Source organism: Pseudomonas chlororaphis, from assembly GCF_001921865.1.
Lineage (GTDB): Bacteria > Pseudomonadota > Gammaproteobacteria > Pseudomonadales > Pseudomonadaceae > Aquipseudomonas > Aquipseudomonas chlororaphis_D.
On the sequence record NZ_MSCT01000019.1, the window covers coordinates 216,794 to 241,603 of the forward strand.

The 24,810-nt window shown below is 63.6% G+C and carries 26 protein-coding genes; 13 read left to right on the top strand and 13 right to left on the bottom strand.

Annotated features, from left to right (window positions below; genetic code table 11):
• The first annotated feature begins 87 nt into the window (after positions 1-87).
• The 4 genes from BTN82_RS21105 to BTN82_RS21120 all read left to right on the top strand — a co-directional run bounded on the left by BTN82_RS21105 (position 88) and on the right by BTN82_RS21120 (position 5,379).
• Positions 88-1,860, top strand: coding sequence for an N-acetylglutaminylglutamine amidotransferase (locus tag BTN82_RS21105; protein ID WP_075121041.1), 1,773 nt, complete (start codon positions 88-90; stop codon positions 1,858-1,860).
• Between the two features lie 3 nt (positions 1,861-1,863).
• On the top strand, positions 1,864-3,609 hold the full coding sequence (gene ngg, locus BTN82_RS21110; RefSeq protein ID WP_075121042.1) for an N-acetylglutaminylglutamine synthetase: 1,746 nt from the start codon (positions 1,864-1,866) through the stop codon (positions 3,607-3,609).
• 112 nt (positions 3,610-3,721) lie between these two features.
• The gene (locus BTN82_RS21115) at positions 3,722-4,906 is read left to right on the top strand and encodes an osmoprotectant NAGGN system M42 family peptidase (RefSeq protein WP_075121043.1); all 1,185 of its coding nucleotides are present in this window, start codon (positions 3,722-3,724) and stop codon (positions 4,904-4,906) included.
• A gap of 245 nt (positions 4,907-5,151) precedes the next feature.
• Positions 5,152-5,379 (top strand): YheU family protein, encoded by a 228-nt coding sequence (locus BTN82_RS21120; protein WP_007932245.1) that lies wholly within the window; start codon positions 5,152-5,154, stop codon positions 5,377-5,379.
• An 18-nt stretch (positions 5,380-5,397) separates the two neighbouring features.
• On the opposite strand, the gene BTN82_RS21125 is transcribed toward BTN82_RS21120, so the two are convergent.
• On the bottom strand, positions 5,398-5,730 hold the full coding sequence (locus tag BTN82_RS21125; protein ID WP_075121044.1) for a YnfA family protein: 333 nt from the start codon (positions 5,728-5,730) through the stop codon (positions 5,398-5,400).
• Positions 5,731-5,794: 64 nt separating this feature from the next.
• Positions 5,795-6,610 (bottom strand): SDR family oxidoreductase, encoded by an 816-nt coding sequence (locus BTN82_RS21130; RefSeq protein WP_075121045.1) that lies wholly within the window; start codon positions 6,608-6,610, stop codon positions 5,795-5,797.
• Positions 6,611-6,916: 306 nt separating this feature from the next.
• Between BTN82_RS21130 and BTN82_RS21135 the strand changes: the two genes are divergently transcribed.
• Entirely contained in the window at positions 6,917-7,069 is a 153-nt protein-coding gene (locus BTN82_RS21135; protein WP_003226960.1) for a DUF3309 family protein, read from the top strand.
• Positions 7,070-7,148: 79 nt separating this feature from the next.
• Here BTN82_RS21135 and BTN82_RS21140 read toward each other — a convergent pair whose 3' ends face one another.
• The 5 genes from BTN82_RS21140 to BTN82_RS21160 all read right to left on the bottom strand — a co-directional run bounded on the left by BTN82_RS21140 (position 7,149) and on the right by BTN82_RS21160 (position 12,966).
• Positions 7,149-9,242 (bottom strand): LTA synthase family protein, encoded by a 2,094-nt coding sequence (locus BTN82_RS21140; protein WP_075121046.1) that lies wholly within the window; start codon positions 9,240-9,242, stop codon positions 7,149-7,151.
• 301 nt (positions 9,243-9,543) lie between these two features.
• Entirely contained in the window at positions 9,544-9,735 is a 192-nt protein-coding gene (locus tag BTN82_RS21145; protein ID WP_075121047.1) for a PLDc N-terminal domain-containing protein, read from the bottom strand.
• A 90-nt stretch (positions 9,736-9,825) separates the two neighbouring features.
• A complete protein-coding gene (locus BTN82_RS21150; protein ID WP_075121048.1) occupies positions 9,826-10,356 on the bottom strand; it encodes a hypothetical protein in 531 nt (176 codons plus the stop codon).
• A gap of 161 nt (positions 10,357-10,517) precedes the next feature.
• On the bottom strand, positions 10,518-11,036 hold the full coding sequence (locus BTN82_RS21155; protein ID WP_075121049.1) for an ankyrin repeat domain-containing protein: 519 nt from the start codon (positions 11,034-11,036) through the stop codon (positions 10,518-10,520).
• A 97-nt stretch (positions 11,037-11,133) separates the two neighbouring features.
• On the bottom strand, positions 11,134-12,966 hold the full coding sequence (locus tag BTN82_RS21160; RefSeq protein ID WP_075121050.1) for a long-chain-acyl-CoA synthetase: 1,833 nt from the start codon (positions 12,964-12,966) through the stop codon (positions 11,134-11,136).
• Between the two features lie 616 nt (positions 12,967-13,582).
• On the opposite strand from BTN82_RS21160, the gene BTN82_RS21165 reads away from it, so the two are divergent.
• A complete protein-coding gene (locus tag BTN82_RS21165; RefSeq protein ID WP_075121051.1) occupies positions 13,583-13,861 on the top strand; it encodes a DUF3509 domain-containing protein in 279 nt (92 codons plus the stop codon).
• 126 nt (positions 13,862-13,987) lie between these two features.
• Here BTN82_RS21165 and BTN82_RS21170 read toward each other — a convergent pair whose 3' ends face one another.
• The 3 genes from BTN82_RS21170 to aroC all read right to left on the bottom strand — a co-directional run bounded on the left by BTN82_RS21170 (position 13,988) and on the right by aroC (position 16,932).
• Positions 13,988-14,533, bottom strand: coding sequence for a 1,2-dihydroxy-3-keto-5-methylthiopentene dioxygenase (locus tag BTN82_RS21170; protein ID WP_075121052.1), 546 nt, complete (start codon positions 14,531-14,533; stop codon positions 13,988-13,990).
• Positions 14,534-14,657: 124 nt separating this feature from the next.
• Positions 14,658-15,806, bottom strand: a complete 1,149-nt coding sequence (locus BTN82_RS21175) for an MFS transporter (protein WP_075121053.1) — start codon at positions 15,804-15,806, stop codon at positions 14,658-14,660.
• Positions 15,807-15,840: 34 nt separating this feature from the next.
• Entirely contained in the window at positions 15,841-16,932 is a 1,092-nt protein-coding gene (gene aroC, locus BTN82_RS21180; RefSeq protein WP_075121054.1) for a chorismate synthase, read from the bottom strand.
• A gap of 142 nt (positions 16,933-17,074) precedes the next feature.
• On the opposite strand from aroC, the gene BTN82_RS21185 reads away from it, so the two are divergent.
• Complete coding sequence (locus BTN82_RS21185; RefSeq protein ID WP_075121055.1) at positions 17,075-18,028, top strand: alpha/beta hydrolase; 954 nt, start codon at positions 17,075-17,077, stop codon at positions 18,026-18,028.
• Between the two features lie 98 nt (positions 18,029-18,126).
• Complete coding sequence (locus BTN82_RS21190; RefSeq protein WP_075121056.1) at positions 18,127-18,915, top strand: hypothetical protein; 789 nt, start codon at positions 18,127-18,129, stop codon at positions 18,913-18,915.
• A gap of 53 nt (positions 18,916-18,968) precedes the next feature.
• Here BTN82_RS21190 and prmB read toward each other — a convergent pair whose 3' ends face one another.
• The gene (gene prmB / locus BTN82_RS21195; RefSeq protein WP_075121057.1) at positions 18,969-19,877 is read right to left on the bottom strand and encodes a 50S ribosomal protein L3 N(5)-glutamine methyltransferase; all 909 of its coding nucleotides are present in this window, start codon (positions 19,875-19,877) and stop codon (positions 18,969-18,971) included.
• Positions 19,878-20,114: 237 nt separating this feature from the next.
• Here prmB and BTN82_RS21200 point away from each other — a divergent pair, with 237 nt between their 5' ends.
• The 5 genes from BTN82_RS21200 (at position 20,115) to BTN82_RS21220 (ending at position 22,882) form a co-directional block, all read left to right on the top strand.
• Positions 20,115-20,705, top strand: a complete 591-nt coding sequence (locus BTN82_RS21200; protein ID WP_075121058.1) for a cysteine hydrolase family protein — start codon at positions 20,115-20,117, stop codon at positions 20,703-20,705.
• A 127-nt stretch (positions 20,706-20,832) separates the two neighbouring features.
• Positions 20,833-21,153, top strand: a complete 321-nt coding sequence (locus BTN82_RS21205) for a hypothetical protein (RefSeq protein WP_007932271.1) — start codon at positions 20,833-20,835, stop codon at positions 21,151-21,153.
• A 75-nt stretch (positions 21,154-21,228) separates the two neighbouring features.
• Entirely contained in the window at positions 21,229-21,786 is a 558-nt protein-coding gene (locus BTN82_RS21210; protein ID WP_075121059.1) for a Smr/MutS family protein, read from the top strand.
• A 77-nt stretch (positions 21,787-21,863) separates the two neighbouring features.
• Positions 21,864-22,409: a GTP cyclohydrolase I FolE gene (gene folE, locus BTN82_RS21215; RefSeq protein ID WP_003204506.1), complete on the top strand. Its 546-nt coding sequence runs from the start codon at positions 21,864-21,866 to the stop codon at positions 22,407-22,409.
• 101 nt (positions 22,410-22,510) lie between these two features.
• Positions 22,511-22,882, top strand: a complete 372-nt coding sequence (locus BTN82_RS21220) for a glutathione S-transferase N-terminal domain-containing protein (RefSeq protein WP_075121060.1) — start codon at positions 22,511-22,513, stop codon at positions 22,880-22,882.
• 129 nt (positions 22,883-23,011) lie between these two features.
• On the opposite strand, the gene BTN82_RS21225 is transcribed toward BTN82_RS21220, so the two are convergent.
• Entirely contained in the window at positions 23,012-23,614 is a 603-nt protein-coding gene (locus tag BTN82_RS21225; RefSeq protein ID WP_075121061.1) for a glutathione S-transferase family protein, read from the bottom strand.
• A gap of 12 nt (positions 23,615-23,626) precedes the next feature.
• A complete protein-coding gene (locus tag BTN82_RS21230; RefSeq protein WP_075121062.1) occupies positions 23,627-24,793 on the bottom strand; it encodes a PLP-dependent aminotransferase family protein in 1,167 nt (388 codons plus the stop codon).
• Positions 24,794-24,810 lie beyond the last annotated feature (17 nt).

The window sequence follows — 24,810 nt, forward strand, 5'->3', positions numbered from 1 at the left end:
GGTTTCACCTGGGTCAGTTTCCGGGTACCTGCCGTTTTCTGGCGGTACGGCTTGACCCCTCCCCAACGGAAAAACCGGTAAGGACTTATGTGCGGATTAGCTGGAGAACTACGTTTTGATCATCAACCCGCCGACCTGGCAGCGGTTGAACGAATCACCCACCACCTCGCCCCTCGCGGCCCCGATGCCTGGGGTTTCCACAGCCAGGGACCCATCGCCCTCGGCCATCGACGCCTGAAAATCATGGACCTGTCGGATGGCTCGGCCCAACCGATGATCGACAACCAATTGGGCCTGTCCCTAGCGTTCAACGGCGCGATCTACAACTTCCCCGAACTGCGCGCCGAGCTGGAAAGCCTGGGCTACGCCTTTTATTCCGGCGGCGACACCGAGGTGCTGCTCAAGGGGTATCACGCCTGGGGCGCCGAGCTGCTGCCCCGGCTCAACGGCATGTTCGCCTTCGCCATCTGGGAGCGCGACGCCCAGCGCCTGTTCCTCGCCCGCGACCGGCTGGGGGTGAAACCGCTGTACCTGTCGCGCACCGACCAGCGCCTGCGTTTCGCCTCAGCCTTGCCGGCGCTGCTCAAGGGCGGCGACATCAACCCGCTGCTCGACCCGGTGGCACTCAACCATTACTTGAATTTCCACGCCGTGGTGCCGGCGCCGCGCACCCTGCTGGCGGGCATCGAAAAACTGCCGCCGGCCACCTGGATGCGCGTCGAGGCCGACGGCAGCAGCGAGCAGCACACCTGGTGGACCCTGCCCTACGGCCCACGCGCCGATGAAACCGGGCTGAGCCTGGAGGACTGGCGCGACCGGGTGCTGGACAGCACCCGCGAAGCGGTGGCGATCCGCCAACGGGCGGCGGTGGATGTCGGCGTGCTGCTGTCCGGCGGCGTCGATTCGAGCCTGCTGGTCGGCCTGCTGCGGGAAGTGGGTGTGGATAACCTGTCGACCTTCTCCATCGGCTTCCAGGATGCCGGCGGCGAACGCGGCGACGAGTTCCAGTATTCGGACCTGATCGCCCGCCACTACGCCACCGACCACCACCAGTTGCGCATCGACGAGCGCGAGATCATCGAACAGCTGCCCACGGCGTTCCGCGCCATGAGCGAACCCATGGTCAGCCACGACTGCATCGCCTTCTACCTGCTGTCCCGGGAAGTCACCAAGCACTGCAAGGTGGTGCAAAGCGGCCAGGGCGCCGACGAACTGTTCGCCGGTTACCACTGGTACCCGCAAGTGGATGGCGCCAGCGACCCTTACGCGGCCTACCGCGAGGCGTTCTTCGACCGCGACTACGACGACTACGCCGCCACCGTGCAGCCGCAATGGCTGATCGACCACGATGCCGCCGGCGACTTCGTGCGCGAGCATTTCGCCCAACCCGGCGCCGCCGCGCCTGTGGATAAAGCCCTGCGCCTGGACAGCACGGTGATGCTGGTCGACGACCCGGTCAAGCGTGTGGATAACATGACCATGGCTTGGGGCCTGGAGGCGCGCACGCCGTTCCTCGACTACCGGCTGGTGGAGTTGTCGGCCCGGGTGCCGGCCAGGTTCAAGCTGCCCGACGGCGGCAAGCAGGTGCTCAAGGAAGCCGCGCGCCAGGTGATTCCCAGCGAGGTGATCGACCGCAAGAAAGGCTATTTCCCGGTGCCGGGCCTCAAGCACTTGCAGGGCAACACCCTGGATTGGGTGCGCGAACTGCTGCTCGACCCAAGCCAGGACCGCGGCCTGTTCAACCCGGCGATGCTCGACCGCCTACTGACCGACCCACAAGGCCAGCTGACGCCCCTGCGCGGCTCCAAGCTCTGGCAACTGGCCGCGCTGAACCTGTGGCTCAGCGAACAAGGAATCTGACCCATGAAACCCCATGCCACGGCTTACAGCCAACGCTTGCTGCGCGGCCAGGCCCCCTCCTACGAGCGTCTGCAGGCCCGTTTTGCCGAAGACCGCAGCGCCCTCGGCACCGCCCCCATCGCCGTGCACTGCGGCTGGGGCCGGTTGCTGATCGGCCACACCTTTCCCGACCCGACGAGCCTGGCCGAGGAGTTGCTCAACGAAAACCCCGGCGAACGCGACATCGCCCTGTATGTCGCCGCGCCCCAGCAGATCCTCGGCCTGGAGCCGACCCAACTGTTCCTCGACCCGTCGGACACCCTGCGCCTCTGGTTCAGCGACTATCGCCAGGCCACCCGGGTGTTTCGCGGCTTCCGCATCCGTCGGGCGCAGAGCGCGGCGGACTGGCAAGCCATCAACCAGCTGTACCTGGCCCGCAACATGCTGCCGGTCGACCCGGAGCTGCTGACCCCGCGGCATGCCGGCGGGCCGGTGTACTGGCTGGCCGAAGACGAGGACAGCGGCGCGGTGATCGGCAGCGTCATGGGCCTCGACCACCAGAAGGCCTTCCATGACCCGGAGCACGGCAGCAGCCTGTGGTGCCTGGCCGTGGACCCGCACTGCACCCGGCCCGGGGTCGGCGAAGTGCTGGTCCGGCACCTGATCGAACACTTCATGAGCCGCGGCCTGAGCTACCTCGACCTGTCGGTGCTGCACGACAACCGCCTGGCGAAGAACCTCTACGCCAAGCTGGGATTCCGCACGCTGTCGACCTTCGCCATCAAGCGCAAGAACGGCATCAACCAGCCGCTGTTCCTCGGCCCCGGGCCCCAGGCGGAATTCAACCCGTATGCGCGGATCATCGTCGAGGAGGCCCATCGCCGGGGTATCGACGTGCAAGTCGACGACGCCGCGGCGGGCCTGTTCACCCTCAGCCATGGCGGGCGCCGGGTACGCTGCCGCGAATCCCTGTGCGACCTGACCAGCGCCATCAGCATGAGCCTGTGCCAGGACAAGAGCCTGACCCACAAGGTGCTGGCCAATGCCGGGCTGAACCTGCCGGCGCAGCAATTGGCGGGCAACGCCGACGACAACCTGGCGTTTCTCGACGAGCACGAACGGCTGGTGGTCAAGCCGCTCGACGGCGAGCAGGGCCAGGGGGTGGCCGTGGACCTGCGCACCCTCGAAGAAGTGCAGCAAGCCATCGACAGCGCCCGGCAGTTCGACAGCCGGGTATTGCTCGAAAGCTTCCACGAGGGGCTCGATCTGCGCATCCTGGTGATCGGCTTCGAGGTGGTCGCCGCGGCCATTCGCCGCCCGGCCGAAGTGATAGGCGACGGCCAGCACGCCATCGGCGCGTTGATCGAAGCGCAGAGCCGACGGCGCCAGGCCGCCACCGACGGCGAAAGCAAGATCCCCCTGGACCTCGAAACCCAGCGCACCCTGCATGCCGCCGGCCATGACTACAGCAGCATCCTGCCGGCCGGCGAGCGGCTGTTCGTACGGCGCACCGCCAACCTGCACACCGGCGGCACCCTGGAGGATGTCACCGACGTCCTGCATCCGCAGCTGGCGGACGCAGCGATCCGAGCGGCGCGGGCGCTGGATATCCCGGTGGTCGGCCTCGACTTGCTGGTGCCGGCGGCGGACCAGCCGCAGTACGTGTTCATCGAGGCCAACGAACGCGCCGGCCTGGCCAACCATGAACCGCAGCCGACCGCCGAGCGTTTTGTCGATCTGCTGTTTCCTCACAGTCAACCGGCGGTCTGACGGGGCTCATCGCGAGCACGCTCGCTCCTGCAGGGATCGCAACCTTATCTGTAGGAGCGAGCTTGCTCGCGATAGCGATCCCCCGACACCCTCGCCGTCCCCAGGAGTTTCCATGACCCGATCTCTTCCCGAACCGGACCTCAACTACCTGCAGAAAGTCCTCCTGGAAATGCTCGCCATTCCCAGCCCCACCGGCTTCACCGACACCATCGTGCGCTACGTGGCCGAGCGCCTGGAAGAACTGGGCATTCCCTTCGAACTGACCCGCCGCGGCACCATTCGCGCCACCCTCAAGGGCCAGAAGAATAGCCCGGACCGCGCCGTGTCGGCGCACCTGGACACCATCGGCGCCAGCGTGCGCGCGGTGAAAGACAACGGTCGCCTGACCCTGGCCCCAGTGGGCTGCTGGTCCAGCCGCTTCGCCGAGGGCAGCCGGGTCAGCCTGTTCACCGACAACGGCGTGTTGCGCGGCAGCGTGCTGCCGCTGATGGCTTCCGGGCATGCCTTCAACACCGCGGTGGACGAGATGCCCATCAGTTGGGACCACATCGAACTGCGCCTGGACGCCTACTGCACCACCCGCGCCGACTGTGAGTCCTTAGGGATAGGCGTCGGCGATTTCGTGGCGTTCGACCCCTTGCCGGAGTTCACCGAAAGCGGCCATATCAGCGCCCGCCACCTCGACGACAAAGCCGGGGTCGCGGCGCTGCTGGCCGCCCTCAAGGCAATTGTCGACAGCGGCGAGCCCTTGATGATCGACTGCCACCCGCTGTTCACCATCACCGAGGAGACCGGCAGCGGCGCGGCGGCGGCCCTGCCCTGGGACGTCAGCGAATTCGTCGGCATCGACATCGCCCCGGTCGCCCCCGGCCAGCACTCCAGCGAGCACGCGGTGAGCGTGGCGATGCAGGACTCCGGCGGGCCTTACGACTATCACCTGTCGCGGCACCTGCTGCGCCTGGCCACGGAACACGAACTGCCGGTGCGCCGCGACCTGTTCCGCTATTACTTCAGCGACGCCCATTCGGCGGTCACCGCCGGCCACGACATCCGCACCGCCCTGCTGGCTTTCGGTTGCGACGCCACCCACGGCTACGAGCGCACCCACCTCGACAGCCTGGCGGCCCTCAGCCGCCTGTTGGGCGCCTACATCCTCAGCCCGCCGGTGTTCGCCAGCGACGCGCAGCCGGCCCAGGGCTCCCTGGACCGCTTCAGCCACCAGCTGGAGCACGACGCGCAAATGGAAAGCGACACCCGGGTACCGTCGGTGGACAGCCTGGTCGGGCAGAAATCCTGAAACGAAAAACCAGGCCCAGGCATAACGCTTCCACTGTAGGAGCGAGCTTGCTCGCGATGAGAGCGCAAAGCGCTCGAATGCTCGATCCACACGTACTCACAGGTCAGTACGCGGGGCCTTCAAGGCGAGCGCTGCGCGCGCTCATCGCGAGCACGCTCGCTCCTGCAGATGATCCTGCGCAAGGTTTACCTGGCCCCCGCGGGGCCCGGCGCAGTAGGATCCGGGATTGTTTGCCGGAGGCCCCCATGCTGATTCCCCACGACCAACTTGAAGTCGACACCCTGACCCGCCTGATCGAAGACTTCGTCACCCGCGACGGCACCGACAATGGCGACGACACTCCCCTGGAAACCCGCGTCCTGCGGGTGCGCCAGGCACTGACCAAGGGTCAGGCAGTGATCGTCTTCGACCCGGACAGCGAGCAGTGCCAGCTGATGCTCAAGCACGACGTGCCCAAGGAACTGTTCGACTGAGCCCCGGCCGGGCGCGCCTCAACCGTTGCTAAAACGCGGCCCGAACAGAATGATGCTGGCGCCGATCACGCACAACGCCACCCCCAGCCAGTCCGAACTCAGCGGTCGCACCCGCTCCACCACGCCCAGCCAAGCGATCGAGGCAACGATGTAGATCCCGCCGTACGCCGCATACGCACGGCCGGCGTAGGTCGCTTCGATCCGGGTCAGCAGCAGGGCGAAGAGTGTCAGGCTGAGCAGCGCCGGCACCACCCACCAGGCGCTCTTGCCCTGGCGCAACCACATCCAGAAGGCATAGCAGCCGGCGATTTCGAACAGCGCGGCGAGAAAAAACCACAGGTAATTGAGCATGCGAGGTCTCGTCAGGGATGCCAGAAGCTGGCAACCCTAACGACGCACGGGGGCAGGATCAAGCTCAGCTGGCGCTTTGCCTGGCCTTGGCGCGCATCTTGTCGGCCATGAGGGTCATTTCGTTGTACAGCAGCTGCGGGTTCTTCTGCTTCAGGGCCCAGGCCATGCGTCCCTGTTCGTGGGGCAGGATCATGAACTCGCCTGCCGCGACCTGGGTGTAGATATAGTCGGCGATGTCCGCCGCGCTGATCGGCGAGCTTTCCAGCAACTTGCCGACCTGGGCCTTCATCGCCGGGGTCGGGCCGCGGAACGAGTCCAGCAGGTTGGTCTGGAAGAACGATGGGCAAACCACATGCACGCCGATTTCTTCCTGGGCCAGCTCGATCAGCAGGCTTTCCGACAGGGCCACCACGCCAGCCTTGGCCACGTTGTAGTTGCTCATGGCCGGGCCCTGCATCAGGGCCGCCATCGAGGCGATGTTGATGATCTTGCCTTTGCTCTTTTCCAAGAGCGGCAGGAACGCCTTGCAACCCTTGACCACGCCCATCAGGTTGATCGCGATCTGCCAGTCCCAGTCCTCCAGGGACAGTTCGCTGAAGAAGCCGCCGGACGCCACGCCGGCGTTATTGACGATCACATCGATGCCGCCGAGCTTGACTTCGCAAGCCTGGGCGAAGGCGGTCAACTGACTGTAGTCGCGCACGTCGCAACGCTGGATAAAGCCATCGCCGCCGGCTTCGCGCACTAATTTCAGGGTTTCCTGCAGGCCGGGCTCGCTGACATCCGACAACGCCAACTGCCAGCCTTCGCGCGCCCAGCGCAAAGCGATTTCGCGACCCAGGCCGGACCCGGCGCCAGTGATCATGATGCGATTTTGCATAGGAGTTGCCTTGTTGTTCCGGGGAAGATGAGCCGCAGTGTAGCGAAGGAATTTGCCCCACCCATGCACCATCAGAATGCTGAATGCCCCAGGCAAACCGCGGCCCCGGTGGGACTTGCAAGGGTAATTGCCTCGGCCACTCGGCCGCCCCTGGCCCCCGTCGCGGGGAGAAACGGACCGGCAGTCGAAAAGGCCCGGAAAAACTTGGAATCATCCGGCCACGGCCGAAGTCCGAATCAATAAGCGGTTCGGATCAATGCCATTCGAGCCTGGCCGCCTCTTCGATCATCCAATAAGGACAACGACATGGGCACAATCCTGATCATTATTCTGATTCTTCTGCTGATCGGTGGTCTTCCGGTCTTTCCGCACTCCAGAAGCTGGGGCTACGGCCCGTCCGGCATTATCGGCGTGGTGTTGGTGGTGTTGCTGGTCCTGCTCTTGCTGGGCCGGATATAACCGACCCCACGGCTCGCGCGGTAGGGCCGCGGCATAAAAAAAGAGGCCCATGGGCCTCTTTTTTCATCACCGGGATCGATCAATCCGGCGTGCCGTGCTCCACGCCCGCGGTGTTATCCAGCAGGCTCTTGGTGGCGGTTTGCAGGAAAGCTTCCAGCTTGTGCTTCAACTCGGCGGTACGCGGGGCGTCCGGCACGACTTCGGCATGCGGGTTGGCGCCCAGTTCGTACTGGTAGATCTTCGGCGCCATTTCCTTCTCGCGCGGCAGTACCAGGATCTGGTCGGCGGTGACGATAGCAGTGGTCTGCTCGCTGCCCGACGGCTTGATCACGCCGAAGCCGGTGTCGCCTTCCGGCAGGTTGAGCAGGTCGCGGCCCCAGCACTGGTGGCGCACTTCGCCGCCGAGGCGGCCCATGATGGTCGGCACGATATCGACCTGGGTGCCGACGGTGTGGTTGCGCTGGCCGAATTTTTCCTGGATGCCCGGCGCGATCATCAGCATCGGCACGTTGAAGCGGCCCAGGTCCATTTCGGTGATCTGGCGCTCGTTGCCGAAACCGTGGTCGCCCACGATCACGAACAGCGTCTCCTTGAAGTACGGCTCCTTGCGCGCCTTCTCGAAGAACTGGCCCAGGGCCCAGTCGGCGTAGCGCATGGCGGTCAAGTGCTCGTTCAGGCTACCGCGGTCGGTGACCTTCTCCACCGGCAACGGCGTCGGCAAGGCGTACGGGGTGTGGTTGGACAGGGTCTGCAGCAAGGCATAGAACGGCTTGCCGTTTTCCCGCGCCTTCAACTCTTCCAGGCCGCGGTTGAACATGTCCTGGTCGGACACGCCCCAAGTCGGGTCGGAGAACACCGGGTCGACGAAGTCGTTGCGCCCGACGAAGTTGGTCATGCCCTGGTTGCTGAAGAAGCCCGACTGGTTGTCCCAGGCGAAATCGCCGTTGTAGACATACACGTCGTCATACTTGCGCGCACTCAGCACCTGCGGCAGGCCGGACAGCTTGTGGCTGCCTTCCGGAGTCTGCATCAGGTATTCGAAACCCGGCAGGTTGGGGAAGCAGGCCATGGTGGCGAACATGCCCTGGTGGGTATGGGTGCCGTTGGAGAAGAAGCGGTCGAACAGCAGGCCTTCCTTGGACAGCTTGTCCAGGTACGGCGTGATGTTGCCCGGCGCGCCCAGGGCGCCGACGGAGTGCCCGGCCATGCTTTCCATCAGGATCACGACCACGTTCTTGATCGGCAGGGTCTTGTCGGCCGGCGGCGTGTAGTCGCGGCGCACGGCGGCGATATCGGCGTCCACCAGCTTGTCGTCCGGCATCACCAGCAGGTCGCGCACCACTTGCTGCGCTTCAGGCTGCGGCAGGGTGGCTTTCCAGATATTGCTGCGGTCCTCGCCCATCCGGCTCTTCGCCGCTTCGACCAGCGACAGCGTGCCGTTGAGGCCCAGCTGGTTGGCGAAGTTCGATTCGGTGGTGTAGACATCGCCCCAGCGCATCGGTGGTCCCTGACGCAGGGTGCCACGCACGGCGACCACGCAGATCAGCAGGCAGACCACGAACACGCCGGCACGCGCGTACCACGGTGCGACCTGACGGGTGCCGATGCTGCCGCCGCTGAACGGGCCGCGTGGCCGGGTCGCGCGGTCGGCGCCCTTGAACGCCAGGCTCAGCAGCCAGGTGCCGATGACCCAGGCCAGCAGGTAGCGCACGACCGGGAAACCGTACCAGAGCATGCTCATCACGGTTTTCGGGTCTTCCTTCACATACTGGAAGACCAGGCCGTTGAGGCGCTGGTGGAACTCACGGTAGAAGTCCATCTCCATCAGGCCGAGAAACAGCGCGATGCTCGAGACAATGGTCAGCCAGAAACGGAAGAAGCCGCGGGCCGCCATGGCCCGGGCGCTGAACAGCGCCAGCAGCAGCGGCACGCAGAGGAAGACCACCAGACGCAGGTCGAAACGCAGGCCGTTGGCGAAGGCTTCGAGAAAGGTCGAGGCCGGCGTGTCGAGGATCATCTCGCGGTTATAGACCAGCAGCGCCAGGCGCAGCAAAGACAGCATGACCATGATGACCAGCGCGCAGAGCAGCGTATAAGCCAGGTGCGACTTGACGGTCGGTTGCAGCAGGCGACTCGAGGCTCGCTGCTGACTCAGGGCGTCCGGGTTTGCCATATCGTTTTAGGACCCAATGGAAGTTGAAGTTTTAAATGCAGCTGCGCTTTACCCTCTGTGTAGCCACTGCGGGCTGGGGATCGCGCGGTGCGCAAATGTTGCACGATCAGCGGCGGCATTGCCATTGATTACTGGCAGGCGCCCTCGCCCGGCCGACGGCTCTGGAACCGGGGATCGCACGGGGTATCGCGGAAAAACAGCGCCGGCGGATTGTCATGGAGGCTTTGTGAAAATTTCGTGCAGCGCATATTTGGTCACATAAAAAAGGGCCTGGCGGCCCTTTTCCAATCCGCGCCAGCCTTCAAAGCCGCACGTTGCCCCGCGGCCCGGCAATCGCCCAAATGATCAGGCCCAGGACCGGCAACAGGATGATCAACAGCACCCAGAGGATTTTCATCCCGGTTTCGGCACTGCTTTTAAGCACATTGATGATCGCCCAGATGTCCAGCGCGAGGATGATCAGGCCGACCAGGCTATTGAAGGTGGAACCCATGATGTCGCTCCTAAGTGAGGGCTTGCCCACTTAGGATAGCCGGCCCTCGCCAGGGTTCCTTTTTATTGCGCGTGCCCGCAGGCCCTGCGGCTAGACGTGGATCGCGACCTTGAGCGCTTCCAGCGCCGGCGCGGCGGCAATGCCGACCTCGGCGCACAGCTCCAGCACCCGCGGCACGTCGTTGCCGTAGACCAGCACCACTTGCAATTCGTCGTCCAGCAACTGGCTGAAGTTCATCAGCACATAGCCGCCGTTTTCCGGGTTCATGCTGCCCATCTGGATCTGGATGCGATTGAGCGCGGTCAGGGCTTCGGTCTTGGCCAGTTGCTTGGGCTTGATGTTGAACGCCACGCCCGGGCCGAAGGAGGCGACGATCTGGGCGAACAGGTCCATGTAGGTGTCGGCCTGGAACAGCACGGTTTCCGGCAGGCTGCCGACCACCACCCATTCGCCCAGCGGTATCGGGAAGCCGTCGTCGTAGTTGATATCGGGGTTGGCGGCCAGGAAGGCCTGGGGATCGGCGTAGGCCTGGGCGGCTTCGTCGGCGACCCGCAGGATTTCTTCTTCGCCCATGCAGCCGGAGCTGATCCTGGTGATGAGTTCGGCGAGGGCGGTTTTCATGGGCGAATCCTGATACGGGGGAAATGTGAAGGGCGCGAAGGATAGCGTAAAGCGCAGCCGCCAGCGAATCGGCCGGCTTGCTGGCGATTGAGGCCGTGTGCGGTGTCAGCGAGGGCCTATCGCGAGCAAGCTTCGCTCCTACAGATAGAGCAGCGGTGCGATCACGCCAGCAGCTTTTCCAGCTGCGCGGTGGTGTCGAGGGCGCCCATGGTCTTGGCCGCGTCCAGCGCGCTCACGCCGTTGGCGTCAGTGGCCCGCGGATTGGCCCCCTTGCCGATCAGGTAGTCGACGATTTCCGGGCGGTTGAACATCGCCGCCATCATCAGCGCCGTGCGCCCGTCGAACGACGAACCCTCCACCTCGGCGCCCCCTTCCACCAGCGCCTTGACCACTGCCAGGTCGCCCTTGAAGGCCGCGCCGGCGATCGGGCTCTGGCCGTTGTCGTTGCGGATTTCGGGGTCGGCCTTGTGCTTGAGCAGGACCTGCACCGCCTCCACATGCCCGTAGTAGCTGGCGAGCATCAGCAGGGTGTCGCCCTTGTGATTGCGCAGGTTGACCGGCAGACCGCTGCTCGCCAGCTTGTCGAGCATCTGGGCGTCGCCGGAACGCGCGACGTTGAAAACCTGCTCGGTAAACTCGGCGGCTTCTTCTGCGGTCATCTGGCGGCTGTTGTCTGACATCGGGAACTCCACTTTCGGCGAATCGGAAAGCCGCTAGTGTCCCCAAGCGGCCCCGGCCCTGTCATCCCTTTTTTCTCAAGGGCGGCCATAGCCAGAATCAATAGCGGTGCCGACCGGCGCAGATCTCCGCCAGCAACGCGTCCGTCACCTGGACGTAAGTCGCCGACCCCGGCAACCAGGCGTATACCGGGTCGCCGCCGGTTTTCGACGGGTCGAAGGCTTCTTCCTTGAGCCGGGTCTTCTGGTACTTGAAGGTGCCGGTGGTTTCCATCTTCACCTTGACCCGCAGGAACAACGGCACCGCATACCCCGGCAGATGCTGGCGGACGAACTGCAACAGCTCGGTGAAATCCAGGGTCGCCAGGGATTCGGCCGGAGTGATCGCCGCCATCCCCGCGCGGCCGTTGGTGTTGTGCACCTCCACGCCATAAGCCACCGCCTCGGCCACCTGCGGATGGCGCAGGAGAATGTTCTCCACCTCGGTGGTGGAGACGTTTTCGCCCTTCCAGCGATAGGTATCGCCCAGGCGGTCGATGAATTGCGCGTGACCGAAGCCGATGTCACGCAGCAGGTCGCCGGTATTGAAATAGCGGTCGCCCTTCTCGAACACGTCGGTGAGGATCACCTTCAGGTTTTTTTCCGGCTCGGTGTAGCCGTCCAACGGCGCCTTGTCGTCGATCTTCGCCAACAGCAGGCCCTGCCCGCCCCGGGCGACCTTCTGCATGAAGCCCGCGTCATTGCGCAGCGGCGCACAGCTGTCGTGGGCGTACTCCACCAACGCCCAGGGCGCCAGGGAAAACCCCACGGTGTTGTCGAAATTGAGCACGTTGGTAAAGCCGATATTGCCGTCGCTGGCGGCATACAGCTCACAGACATGGGCCACGCCGAAACGCTGCTTGAACGCTCCCCACACGCCGGGCCTCAGGCCGTTGCCGACCATCTTCAGCACCTGGTTGTCGCGATCCTGCTCGCTGGCGGGCTGGTCGATCAGGTAACGGCACAACTCGCCGACGTAGCCGATGGTGGTCGCCTGGAAGCGCCGCGCGTCTTCCCAGAAACGGCTGGCGCTGAATTTGCGGCGAATGGCGAAGCCCGAGGCGCCGCTGATCGCCGAACCCCAGCACACGCACAACCCAGTGGCGTGATACAGCGGCAAGGTGCAGTAGAGAATATCGCTGGGCCGCATGTCCAGGGCGATCATGCCGAAGCTGGCCGAGCTGCGCATCCAGCGGCCGTGCTTGAAAATCCCGGCCTTGGGCAGCCCGGTGGTGCCGGAGGTGTAGATATAGAAGCAGGGATCGTCGAGGTAGATCCGGTCGGTGCTACCGGGGTTGCTCGAATCGCTGTCGGCGCTGGCGGCCATCAAGTCGGTATAGCTGGCGGGGGCCGGCGCGGACGCGACATCCGGGTCGGCGACGAACCAGGTGCGCGCCTCGTCGATAGCGACCTGCTCGCGCACCGCCGAGTAGGCGTCCAGCAACTCACCGCCGACGACTATCGCCACCGGTTTCACCAGGTTCACGCTGTGCACCAGCACACTGCCGGTCTGCGCAGTGTTGAGCATGGCGCAGATGCCGCCGAGCTTGGCCACCGCCAGCACGCTGACCAGCAGTTCGGGACGGTTTTCGACGAAGATCGCCACCACGTCGCCCTTGCCGATGCCCTGGCTCGCCAGGTAGTGGGCGATCCGGTTGGCCCACTGGTTGGCCTGTGCATAACTGAGTACCCGATCGCCGTACAACAGTGCCGGGCCGTCGGGGTTGCGCCGGGTCGCTTGTTCGAAGGTCCAGCCCAGGCCGCAGGGCTGATCGGCACGCTTGACGTTGGCGACCCGCATGCCCTTGATGACCCGGGGCAACGCCCGGGCGATGGCGGGCAACTTTCGCAGCATCATGCCCCAGGTGATCATGTCCGGTTGGTGAGTGCTCATGGCGGCTCCTGTTCGACGCAAAAGACCCTGCACGGACCCACCCGCACAGGCGCAGACAAAGGTCGACGAGGTCGTTCAGCTGGGCGCCGAACGCGGGGCAGAACCGTAGACAGGAGGAACGACAGAGGGCGTGCTACCCGCGGTAGCGCAGAGCATGGCATTCATGGATGACGTCCTATTTTCTTATTATCAGGCGCCTGCGACCCAAGGGGCATGACGCATGACTGTCCATGTCGATGAAGCGTCTGGTTGACCGGTACAGCCTGGAACATCGAGGCTTGGGGCCTTGCGCAAAGGGCTTGGCGAAAATTCGTGGCAAGGCCTGCTGCTGGCAAAAAAATACGTCAGCGCTTCTCGGCCTGTACACGGAGTTTTTGCAAAGTTTTGTATCTCCCCAAGCCTGGATTCGCCGTTGCGCGCCCTGCCCGCGCGCACGGCTGCGATCTCGCAAAATGCAGGATGCACGATGGCCATTCATGCAAATTGCACGGACCCGAAAACAACATAAAATTATAACTAATTGATTTTAAACAAATTAATTAAAAAACAATGCTGGCACAATCGCTGCACCTATCCCTCCAGGTTTGCCATTCAAGAACCCATGGAGCTGATAGACATGAGCCTGATCCAAGAAAAATTCGCTTCCCTGTTCTCCAACTACGAAGTGACCACTCAGCCACGTCCCGATGGCGGCATCCTGCTGACGCTGCGCAACAGCGAAGGCAAACAGCTCAAGCGTTCGATTTCCTATGCCCAACTGCACGCTGGCGATCAGCTGTCGTGGGTGATCAGCGCACTGCGGCGCGACCTGGCCGAACAGGCCAGCGAACTGCCACAGATTTCCCTGCTGCAGAGCCAGAACCGCTTTGCCCTGCCGTCGTATCACTCGGTGTAACTCCGACAGCCGCCTCTCGCGGCCTTGACGGATAACCCCATTCAGGCCGTGCCAGCCTTGCGCTGACACGGCCTGAATGCTTTCGCAAGTCGCCCTTTTCCGGAGGGATAGCCGAGCGGAACTCGCTCAGTCGTCCAGCCGCGGGAATTGGCTGGCGAGATCGGAACCGGTGAACTCGGCAGCCCAGCCGTGGGCATTCTTGAACAGGCGGATCGCCAGTAGATAAGGGTTCTCGCCGATATCGAACCAATGCGCGGTGCCGGCCGGCAGCAAAATCAGGTCGTGCTTCTCGCAGAACACGGCGTACACATAGTCGTCGATGTGCAGGTTGAGCAGACCGCGACCGGCGACGAACAGGCGCAGTTCATCCTCGGCCTGCCGGTGTTCGTCGAGAAAACGGCCGCGCAACTCGGCCTTTTGCGGGTGATGCTCGTCGACACTGATGACATCCGCGCTCAAGTAGCCACGCTCGGTCATCAAACGATCGATCTGCTCCTGATAGGCCGCCAGCACCTCCTCCTGGCTGGCGCCGGGCACGATCCGGGTCGCGGCTTGCCAGCGCTCGAAACGTACACCCTGCTCGGCGAGGGTTGCGGCGATATCGTCGAAGTGGGTCAGCACCTTGTTCGGCAGGTCCGGGCTGGATAGGTGGTAGACGGACAAGCTGCTCATCGTGGCAATTCCTCGTGATCGACAGTGCCCTGCGGCTGTTCCAGGCCGGCCGGGCATCATCGGGCGGTGGCGGCTTCGATCGAAGCACGCCTTGACGGTTTATGCAGGCACTCGAAGGCGAGGCTCACGGCCTGTCTTCATGCATGCGGGTGGCAATGATAACGGCTGCCGCCAGCGCGGCGAGGCTGGCAATACTAAAGGTCAATGTCGCGCCCAGGGCGTTCCAGCTGTAGCCGGAATACAACGCGCCCAGCGCGCCGCCGGTACCGGCCAGGGCGGCGTACAAGGCCTGGCCCTGGCCCTGTTGACGGGCACCGAAACTGCGCTGCACGAAATGAATGGCCGCGGCATGAAAGCTGCCGAAGGTCGCGGCGTGCAACACCTGGGCGAACAACAGCACCCACAGGTGCTCGGCGAAGGCCCCCAGCAGCAGCCAGCGCAACGCCGCCAGGAGGAAACTCGCCAGCAGCACCCGGCGTACCGAAAAGCGCGAGAGGATCCAGCTCATCGCCAGGAACATCAACACTTCGGCGACCACCCCCAGCGCCCACAGCAGGCCGATCAGCCCGCGGCTGTAGCCCAGGTGTTCCAGGTGCAGGGTGAGGAAGGTGTAGTAAGGGCCGTGGCTCATCTGCATCAGCGCCACGCACATATAAAAGGCCAGGACACCGGGGCTGCGCAGTTGGCTGAGAAAACCTCCAGCGGCCGCGCGACTGCCCTGGGTCGCCGGCTGGGCGTTGGGCACCCAGGCGCTGCTGAGCACGATCCCGGCCATGATCAGCACCAGCGCCACCGGGTAGATATCCAGGCTCAGCCACTCGAACAGGCGCCCCAGCGCCACCACCGTGAGAATGAAACCGATCGAGCCCCACAGGCGGATCTGGCTGTAGCGGCTGGTCTGGCCTTGCAGGTGCGCCAAGGTGATCACTTCGAACTGCGGCAACACCGCGTGCCAGAAGAACGCGTGCAAAGCCATGACCATCGCCAGCCAGGCGTAGCTCTTGCTGACGAAAATCAGCGAAAAGCTCAGCAGCGTGCAGATCGCGCCAAACCGCACAATGGCCAGGCGCCGGCCGCTGTAGTCGCCGAGCCAGCCCCAGATGTTCGGCGCCACGCAGCGCATGAGCATGGGAATGGCCACCAGCTCGCCGATGCGCGCGCTGGAAAACCCCAGGTGGTCGAAATACAGCGCCAGAAACGGCGCGGTCGAACCCAGCAGCGCGAAATAGAACAGGTAGAAACTGGAGAGCCGCCAGTACGGCAGTGCCGCCACGGCCGTCAGACCGTGGCGACTGGCAGGAGCGGCATTACAGCTGGCCCAGCACCGGCGTGCCCACACGCACGTCGGCGTTCTGTGCGCGATGGCGCAGCAGGTGGTCCATCAGCACGATGGCCATCATGGCTTCGGCGATCGGCGTGGCGCGAATCCCAACGCACGGATCGTGACGACCCTTGGTGATGACGTCCACCGGGTTGCCGTCGACATCGATCGAACGCCCCGGCGTCGTGATGCTCGAGGTCGGCTTGAGCGCCAGGTGCGCGACGATCGGCTGGCCGGAGGAAATCCCGCCGAGGATGCCGCCGGCGTTATTGCTGAGGAAACCTTGCGGGGTCAGCTCGTCGCGATGCTCGGTACCACGCTGGGCGACACTGGCGAAACCGGCGCCGATCTCCACGCCCTTGACCGCGTTGATGCTCATCAGTGCGTGGGCCAGCTCGGCGTCGAGGCGGTCGAAGATCGGCTCGCCCAGGCCCGGCATTACACCCTCGGCGACCACGGTGATCTTCGCGCCCACGGAGTCCTGATCGCGGCGCAGCTGGTCCATATAGGCTTCCAGTTCCGGGACCTTGTCCGGGTCGGGGCTGAAGAAGGCGTTGTCTTCCACCGAATCCCAGCTCTTGAACGGGATTTCGATCGGGCCGAGCTGGCTCATGTAGCCGCGAACCACAATGCCCTGGCTGGCCAGGAACTTCTTGGCGATGGCCCCGGCCGCCACGCGCATCGCGGTTTCCCGCGCCGAACTGCGACCGCCGCCGCGGTAATCGCGGATGCCGTACTTGTGGTGATAGGTGTAGTCGGCGTGGGCCGGGCGGAACAGATCCTTGATCGCCGAGTAGTCCTTGGACTTCTGGTCGGTATTGCGGATCAGCAGGCCGATGGAGCAGCCAGTGGTCTGGCCCTCGAACACGCCGGAGAGGATTTCGACTTCATCGGCTTCCTGGCGTTGGGTGGTATGACGGCTGGTGCCAGGCTTGCGCCGGTCCAGATCGCGCTGCAGATCGTCCAGCGACAACGCAAGACCCGGAGGGCAGCCGTCGACAATGGCGACCAACGCCGGGCCATGGCTTTCGCCCGCGGTGGTGACAGTGAACAGCTTGCCGTAGGTATTGCCGGACATGCGGGGCGCTCCGTGAAATCAGCCGAAATAACTCAGTTGTGATTGCTGAGCGCGCCAGTATACGCAGGCTACCCAACTAGTTCATCCTCGAACCTTATCCATGTCCGGAAGTCCAACCGGCACCTTCTTTCATGATGGCGTGATGATGCTGCGAGTTCTTCTCTTGAGCCTTACCCTGTTCACCGGCCTGGTCCAGGCGGCCGTGCTGCAACGTCCCATCAGCCTGGACACCGGCCACGGCGAGCTGTACGGCTCGCTGCTGCTGCCCAAGTCCGACAGCCCGGTGCCGGTGGTACTGATCGTCTCCGGCTCCGGCCCCACCGACCGCGACGGCAACAACCCCGACGGCGGGCGCAATGACAGCCTCAAGCGCCTGGCCTGGGTGCTGGCCAAGCACAACATCGCCAGCGTGCGCTATGACAAGCGCGGCGTCGCCGCCAGCCTCGCCGCCACTCCGGACGAACGCAACCTGACCCTCGACGCCTACGTCGCGGACGCTGTGGCCTGGGGCAAGCAACTCAAGACCGACCCGCGCCTGGGCCCGCTGATCCTGCTCGGCCATAGCGAGGGCGCGTTGATCGCCACGCTGGCAGCGCCCCAGGTCGATGCGGCAGCGGTGATTTCCATCTCCGGCACCGCTCGCCCGGTGGACCAGGTATTGCGCCAGCAACTGAGCTATCGCCTGCCGGCGCCGCTGATGCTGCGCAGCAACGAACTGCTCGACAGCCTCAAGGCCGGCCGGGTCGATACCGACGTGCCACCGCCCCTGGAAGTGATCTTCCGACCCAGCGTGCAGCCGTACCTGATCACCCTGTTCAAGGAAGATCCGGCCGCTGCCTTCGCCCGTCTGAAGATGCCGGCCCTGATCGTCCAGGGCAGCAACGATATCCAGGTCGGCGTCGACGATGCGCTGATGCTCAAGGCCGCCAAACCGGACGCCCAACTGGCGCTGATCGAAGGCATGAACCATGTCCTGCGTATCGTGCCCAACGACGTCAAGCGGCAACTGGCCTCCTATAAGGACCCGCAACTGCCGCTGGCCGCAGAACTGGGGAGCCGCATCATTCGTTTTATTGACGGACTTCACGCCCGTTGACGCGTTTTCCCCTCCAGTCCTGAAAAAAACGGCCGATAAGCCTTTGCCGGCCGTTTCCTTGCCGCCGGCAAGCAGCGCTTGGACAGGATCTCGCCGTTATGACCGATACCCAGAACCCTCCCGAAACCGCGGTTGAACCCCCCGCTCCCGAAGCCGTGGCGTTGCCTTGGGCGGACGTGCATGCCGAGCACCACCGGATGCTGCGCCTGGCGCCGCTGCAAGTCGATCGTGCCACTGGCGGGCGGCCTCTGCGGTTTGTCGAGTTCGGTTACGCCGAGCGTAGCAACAAGGAACTCAGCCTGTTGCGCCTGGTGATCCAATTGCCGGGCCAACGCGTGCGCAAGGAGCAGAACCACCTGGATGTCTGGGTCGACCATGCCACCCGTCGCGTGCGCTTCGAGCCACAAAACCTGCAGATCGAACCGGCAAACCGCGGCATCGGCCGTTTCCTGCTGGCCCAGGGGACAAGTTGGGCCCAAAAGAAGTGGCCGCACTACCGCGTGGACGGTTTCGAACTGGCGAACAAAGATGCGTTGAACGAAGCCACGCGCTTGCGCCGCGACCATTTCCTGCGGATCCAGGGTTTCGATGTGGCCTACGCCGATGCCCAGCACCTCAAGGGCAGTGTCAAGGACGTGCAGGTCGGTCAATTGCTGGCCAACTGGAACACCGAGAAGCTGCAGTTCGTCGAAATCCTCGAAGCCGCGCAGATGCTGCAGCAGGCCGAGCAGAACCTCGTGGAACAGGAAGTCAAACTGCGCAAGCACGAAGAGAAGGTCGCCAAGTACCAGCGCGAAGACACCGGGCTGCGCTTCACCATCACCTGTCTGGTGGCGTTCGCGGTGTTCCAGGCCGGGTTGCTGATCTGGATCGCCACCCACCGCTGATAACAAAAAAGCCCGCCAATTGGCGGGCTTTTTTGTGGTTCTTCGCTTGTTGCTCAGACCCGCGAGCTGAACAACGCCTGGTGCTGCCGGCACTGCTCGGCGGTGAGCATGAACACGCCATGGCCGCCGCGCTCGAAGTCCAGCCAGGCGAAATCGACTTCCGGGTACAGCGCCTCGACATGCACCTGGCTATTGCCGACCTCGACAATCAGCAGGCCCTTCTCGGTCAGGTGATCGGCCGCCTCGGCGAGCATGCGCCGCACCAGGTTCAGGCCGTCATCGCCGCAGGCCAGGCCCAGCTCCGGTTCGTGCTGGTATTCCTCAGGCATGTCGGCGAAGTCTTCGGCATCCACATACGGTGGGTTCGACACGATCAGGTCGAAACGCTGGCCCGGCAACCCCTCGAAACCATCGCCCTGCACCGTGAACACGCGCTCGTCGACGCCATGGCGCTCGATGTTCTGGTTCGCCACCTCAAGGGCCTCGAACGACAGATCGGCCAGCACCACTTCCGCGTCCCGGAACTCATAGGCGCAGGCAATGCCGATGCAACCGGACCCGGTGCACAGATCGAGAATCCGCGCCGGCTCGGCGCCCAGCCAGGGTTCGAAACGTTTTTCGATCAGCTCGCCAATCGGCGAACGCGGGATCAGTACACGCTCGTCGACAATAAACGACAGGCCGCAGAACCAGGCTTCGCCCAGCAGATAGGCGGTCGGCACGCGCTCTTCGATACGACGCTTGAGCAAGCGTTGCAGGTTGTCCAACTCGTCGTCTTCCAGCGCGCAATCCAGATAGCTGTCGGCAATTTCCCAAGGCAGGTGCAAGGCGCCCAGGACCAATTGACGGGCCTCGTCCCAGGCATTGTCGGTCCCATGGCCGAAAAACAGATCCTCCCCATGAAAGCGGCTGACAGCCCAACGGATATGGTCGCGCAGAGTGCGCAGGCGGGAAGTGATCACGGGACAGACTCCTGAAAAAACGACTGGCGATTCTAACAGCCAAAACGTCTGAGGACGACGCATGAAAAATCTGAGTCTGCGGGGCGTCCAGGCCGTTTTCCGTGCATTCGGCCCGATTCCCCATAGCCCTTGACACGGCTGTAGGCCAGCAACCACGCCCCTTACGTTAGTAGCGATTCACAGAAGCGCTCCGCCAGAGGACAATGTCGCAAAAGCCCCACTCACAGGAGCCCCAGAATGTCCGTTCCAAAGACGATGTTTCAACTCAGCGGTCGTGGTTATGCAGCGGCTAATTTGAGCCACGCGACCCTTGTGATCATCGACGCGCAGAAAGAATACCTCAGCGGCCCGCTGGCCCTGTCCGGCATGGACACCGCGGTCGCCAACATCCGGCAACTGGTCGCTGCCGCCCGTTCCGCCGGCCGCCCGGTCGTGCACGTACGCCACCTCGGCACTGTCGGCGGCCTGTTCGACCCGCAGGGCGAACGCGGCGAGTTCATCCCGGGCCTCGAACCCCTGGACGACGAAACCATCATCGGCAAGTTGCTGCCGAGCGCCTTCCATGGCACCGAACTGGAAAAGCGCCTGCAGGACCTGGGCTCCCTGGACCTGATCGTCTGCGGTTTCATGAGCCATTCCAGCGTCAGCACCACCGTGCGCGCGGCGAAGAACCTGGGCTTTCGCTGCACCCTGGTGGAAGACGCCTGCGCCACCCGCGACCTGCCGTACAAAGGCGGCATCCTGACGGCCGAGCATGTCCAGCAGACCGAAATGGCCATCATGGCGGACAACTTCGCCACCCTTGCCACCACCAAAGATCTGATCTGATCGACCCGACTGAGCGGCCGCTGGCCGCTCATCCGTAAAAGCCTCTCATTTGCTGCAATTGCCTTAGCCTCAGGAACCACCCGGTCATCTTTCGGTCGAAGGCCGATACCCATTGAGGAAGGTCGGAATGAAGATATCCGATGGTTTTGACGCACGTCGTCTGCGGCCCAAAGGCCCGCGGAACTGGCGTTTGCGCCTGGGCGCGGGGTTCTCCGCGTTGCTGGCGACCTTCGGTGTGCTGCTGGCGATGGCCGGGGCTGCCAGCCTGTTGGGGCGCCCTCCGGCGCTGGGCGAACTGAATGCCAGTCCGGCGGGCTCGGCGGTGATTTTAGCGGTCGGCCTGTTACTGCTGTATGTCGGCGTCTGGCTGTGGCGGCGCTGCCGGCGGCGCATGCGCCAGCCGCAAACCCTGAACATGGCGCCGCACCTGATGAAGAAACATGACTGAGTCGACGGCAACGCGTTTTGTCCCGCCCCTCTCCCGCCGAGTTGGGTAAACTGCTCGGTCTTCGCGGAGACTGACATGCAAGACGACGATTTTTCCCTGTTCAAAAGCGCGATCCAAGGCGTCAAGCCGATCAAGCACGATCGCGCCGATACCGGCAAACCCAAGGCTGACCGCGCGCAAATCGCCAAATTGCGCCAGTCCGCTACCGTGCGTACCGACACCACCGCCGTCGATGGGCTGTCCGATCAATTCGTGATCGATGTCGGCCCGGAAGACGATCTGATGTGGGCCCGCGACGGTGTCCAGGAAAGCCAGATGCGCAAGCTCAAGGTCGGGCAGATTCCTTTCGAGGGTAGCCTCGACCTGCACGGCATGAGCGTAGAGAAAGCCCGGGAAACCCTCTGGGCCTTTCTCGCCGAAGCCACAAAATTCGAGATCCGCTGCGTGCGCGTCACCCATGGCAAGGCCGTGCGCCTGGATGGCAAGCGACCGATGATCAAGAGCCACGTCAACACCTGGCTGCGCCAGCATCCCCAGGTGCTGGGTTTCACCTCGTGCCAGGCCCGGCACGGCGGCGCGGGGGCGGTCTACGTGATGCTCAAGCGCACCATGATGGAAGGTCGCGACGAGTAAAGCCGCTTCGTCGCGCTTGCAGCGTCGAGTCCGCCACCGTACCCTTGCCCTTTGCGTAAAATCCCACAGGTAGTTTCATGTCCCTGGAACAGAATTACACGGCGATCCTCGGCCAATTGGGCGAAGACGTCTCCCGCGAGGGCCTGCTCGACACGCCAAAACGTGCCGCCAAGGCCATGCAGTATCTCTGCCGCGGTTATGAGCAAACGCTGGAAGAGGTCACCAACGGTGCCTTGTTCAGCTCCGACAACAGCGAAATGGTGCTGGTCAAGGACATCGAGCTCTACTCGCTGTGCGAGCACCACTTGCTGCCTTTCATCGGCAAGGCCCACGTCGCTTACATCCCAAGCGGCAAGGTGCTGGGCCTGTCGAAAGTCGCGCGTATCGTCGACATGTACGCGCGCCGCCTGCAGATCCAGGAGAACCTCAGCCGCCAGATCGCCGACGCGGTCCAGCAGGTGACCGGCGCCCTGGGCGTCGCGGTGGTGATCGAGGCCAAGCACATGTGCATGATGATGCGCGGCGTGGAAAAGCAGAACTCGTCGATGATCACGTCGGTGATGCTGGGCGAATTCCGCGAAAACGCAGCGACCCGCAGCGAGTTTCTCAGCCTGATCAAGTGATACGGCTGCCTGAAAGAACCGGCGTTCATCGCCGGTTTTTTTTCGCCTGGCAAAAATCAGGTAAGCTGCCGCCCCTTCTCTCATGGGCAAGAGGCAATATCGTGATCGTCAAAGCGCTTCGAGTCGGCCTGGGCCAGCTCATCATCTTCATCGACTTCATCACCCGCCCACGCAAGCAGCAGCGCCCTGCCGCGGCTCAAGCCCAGGTCGAACAGGCCGCAAAGGGCCTGACCCTGTATCAGTTCCACGCCTGCCCGTTCTGCGTGAAAACCCGCCGTACCCTGCACCGCCTGAACGTGCCGGTGGCGCTGCGCGATGCGAAAAACAACGAGCAGGACCGCCAGACCCTGCTGGAGCAAGGCGGCAAGATCAAGGTGCCGTGCCTGCGTATCGAAGAAAACGGCCAGACCACCTGGATGTACGAGTCCAAGGTGATCATCGATTATCTGGACCAGCGATTTGCGGCGGCCTGAGAGGCCTCATCGCGAGCAAGCTCGCTCTGTGTAGGAGCGAGCTTGCTCGCGATAGCGCCACGACAGGCACCCCAAATCCAGCGTAAAAAAAACCGACCCTAGGGTCGGTTTTTTATTACCCGCATAGGCTCAATCCAGCATCCCGACATGCCGCGGATGGCTTGCCACCCGTTGCATCCAAGCCTGAATGCCCGGGTAGCGTCCGAGGTCGAAACCGCCCTCATCGGCGACATGGGTGTAGGCATAGAGCGCGATATCGGCAATCGAATAGTGCTCGCCCACCAAATAAGGCGTGCGGCTCAATTGCTTCTCCATGACGTCCAGCGCCTTGTAGCCACGCTTGTGCAGCTTCAGGTATTCCTCGCGGCGCGCCTCGGGCAAGCCCTCATACAGTTCGATAAAGCGCGCCACGGCAATGTACGGCTCATGGCTGTATTGCTCGAAAAACTGCCATTGCAGCACCTGCGTGCGCAAACGCGGCTCGCTCGGCAGAAATTCGCTGCCGTCGGCGAGAAAATTGAGAATCGCGTTCGACTCCCACAGGCAAGTGCCGTCTTCCAGCTCCAGCACCGGGATCTTGCCGTTGGGGTTCTTCGCCAGAAACGCTTCGGTCTGTGTATCCCCGTTCAAGATATCCACGGCCTGCCACTCGTAAGGCTGGCCCAGCAGACTGAGCATCAGCTTGACCTTGTAGCAGTTGCCGGACCGGTAATCCCCATAAACCTTGTACATGGCCTTCTCCTCTCAGGCTGCCTGTGCAGCCTGCGCTTGACGTACCACGGTGGCCAGCCGCTTGAGACCTTCGTCCAGACGCGCTGGATCGATATGACTGAAATTCAACCGCAGGTGACCTGGATTGCGGTCCGGCTCGGAGAAGAAGGGTTCGCCCGGCATGAATGCCACGTCCTGCTCCAGCGCCGCTTTCAACAAAGTGCGGGTGTCCAGCGGCTGTTTCAAGGTCAACCAGAAAAACAACCCGCCTTGGGGTACCTGCCAATCGGCCAGATCGCCGAAATGCTGTTGCAAGGCAACCTGGAAACCGTCGCGGCGTGCCCGGTAGAAATCGCGCAACTCGCTCAGATGCTGTTGGTACTTCTCGGTACCGATCCATTGCAACGCCTGCCACTGGCCGACACGGTTGGTGTGCAGGTCCGCCGACTGCTTCAAGCGCAGCAGATGAGGGAACAGATCCGGGCTGGCGATCAGGTAACCGACCCGCAGCCCGGGCAACAGCGTCTTCGACACGGTGCCGGTGTAGATCCAGCTGGCCTTGCGCAAGCGGCCGACAATCGGCATGGCGCTGCCGCCGTCGAACGTCAGCTCGCAGTACGGTTCGTCCTCGATCAGGGTCACCCCGAACTCATCGAGCAACGCGGCCACGGCATCGCGCTTGGCCTCGCTGTAGCGCACCGCCGAAGGGTTCTGGAAGGTCGGGATCAAATAGATGAACGCGGGACGATGCCGTTCCAGGCGCACGCGCAGTTGCGCCAGATCGGGTCCGTCGGCCTCCAGCGGTACGGTCAGGCAATCGGCGCCGAACAGCTGGAAAATCTGCAACGCCGCAAGGTAGGTCGGCGCTTCCAGCATGATCTGCGTGCCCTTGTCGATGTACAGCTTGGCCGCCAGGTCGAGGGTCTGCTGCGACCCGCTGACCACCAATACCTGGCTGGCCTCGCACGGCACGCCCAACGTCCGCGCCTGCGCCGCCAAGGCCTCACGCAGTTGCGGCTCGCCTTCGCTCATGCCGTATTGGCCCATGGCGACCGGCATTGCCTGCCAATCGACTGTCGGCAGCATGGCCTCGGCGGGCAACCCGCCGGCGAACGACATCACCTCCGGACGCTGCGCGGCCGCGAGGATTTCACGGATCAGTGAGCTTTTAAGACGCGAAACACGTTCGGAGAAGGCCATGAGGGTCACCCGGTAGC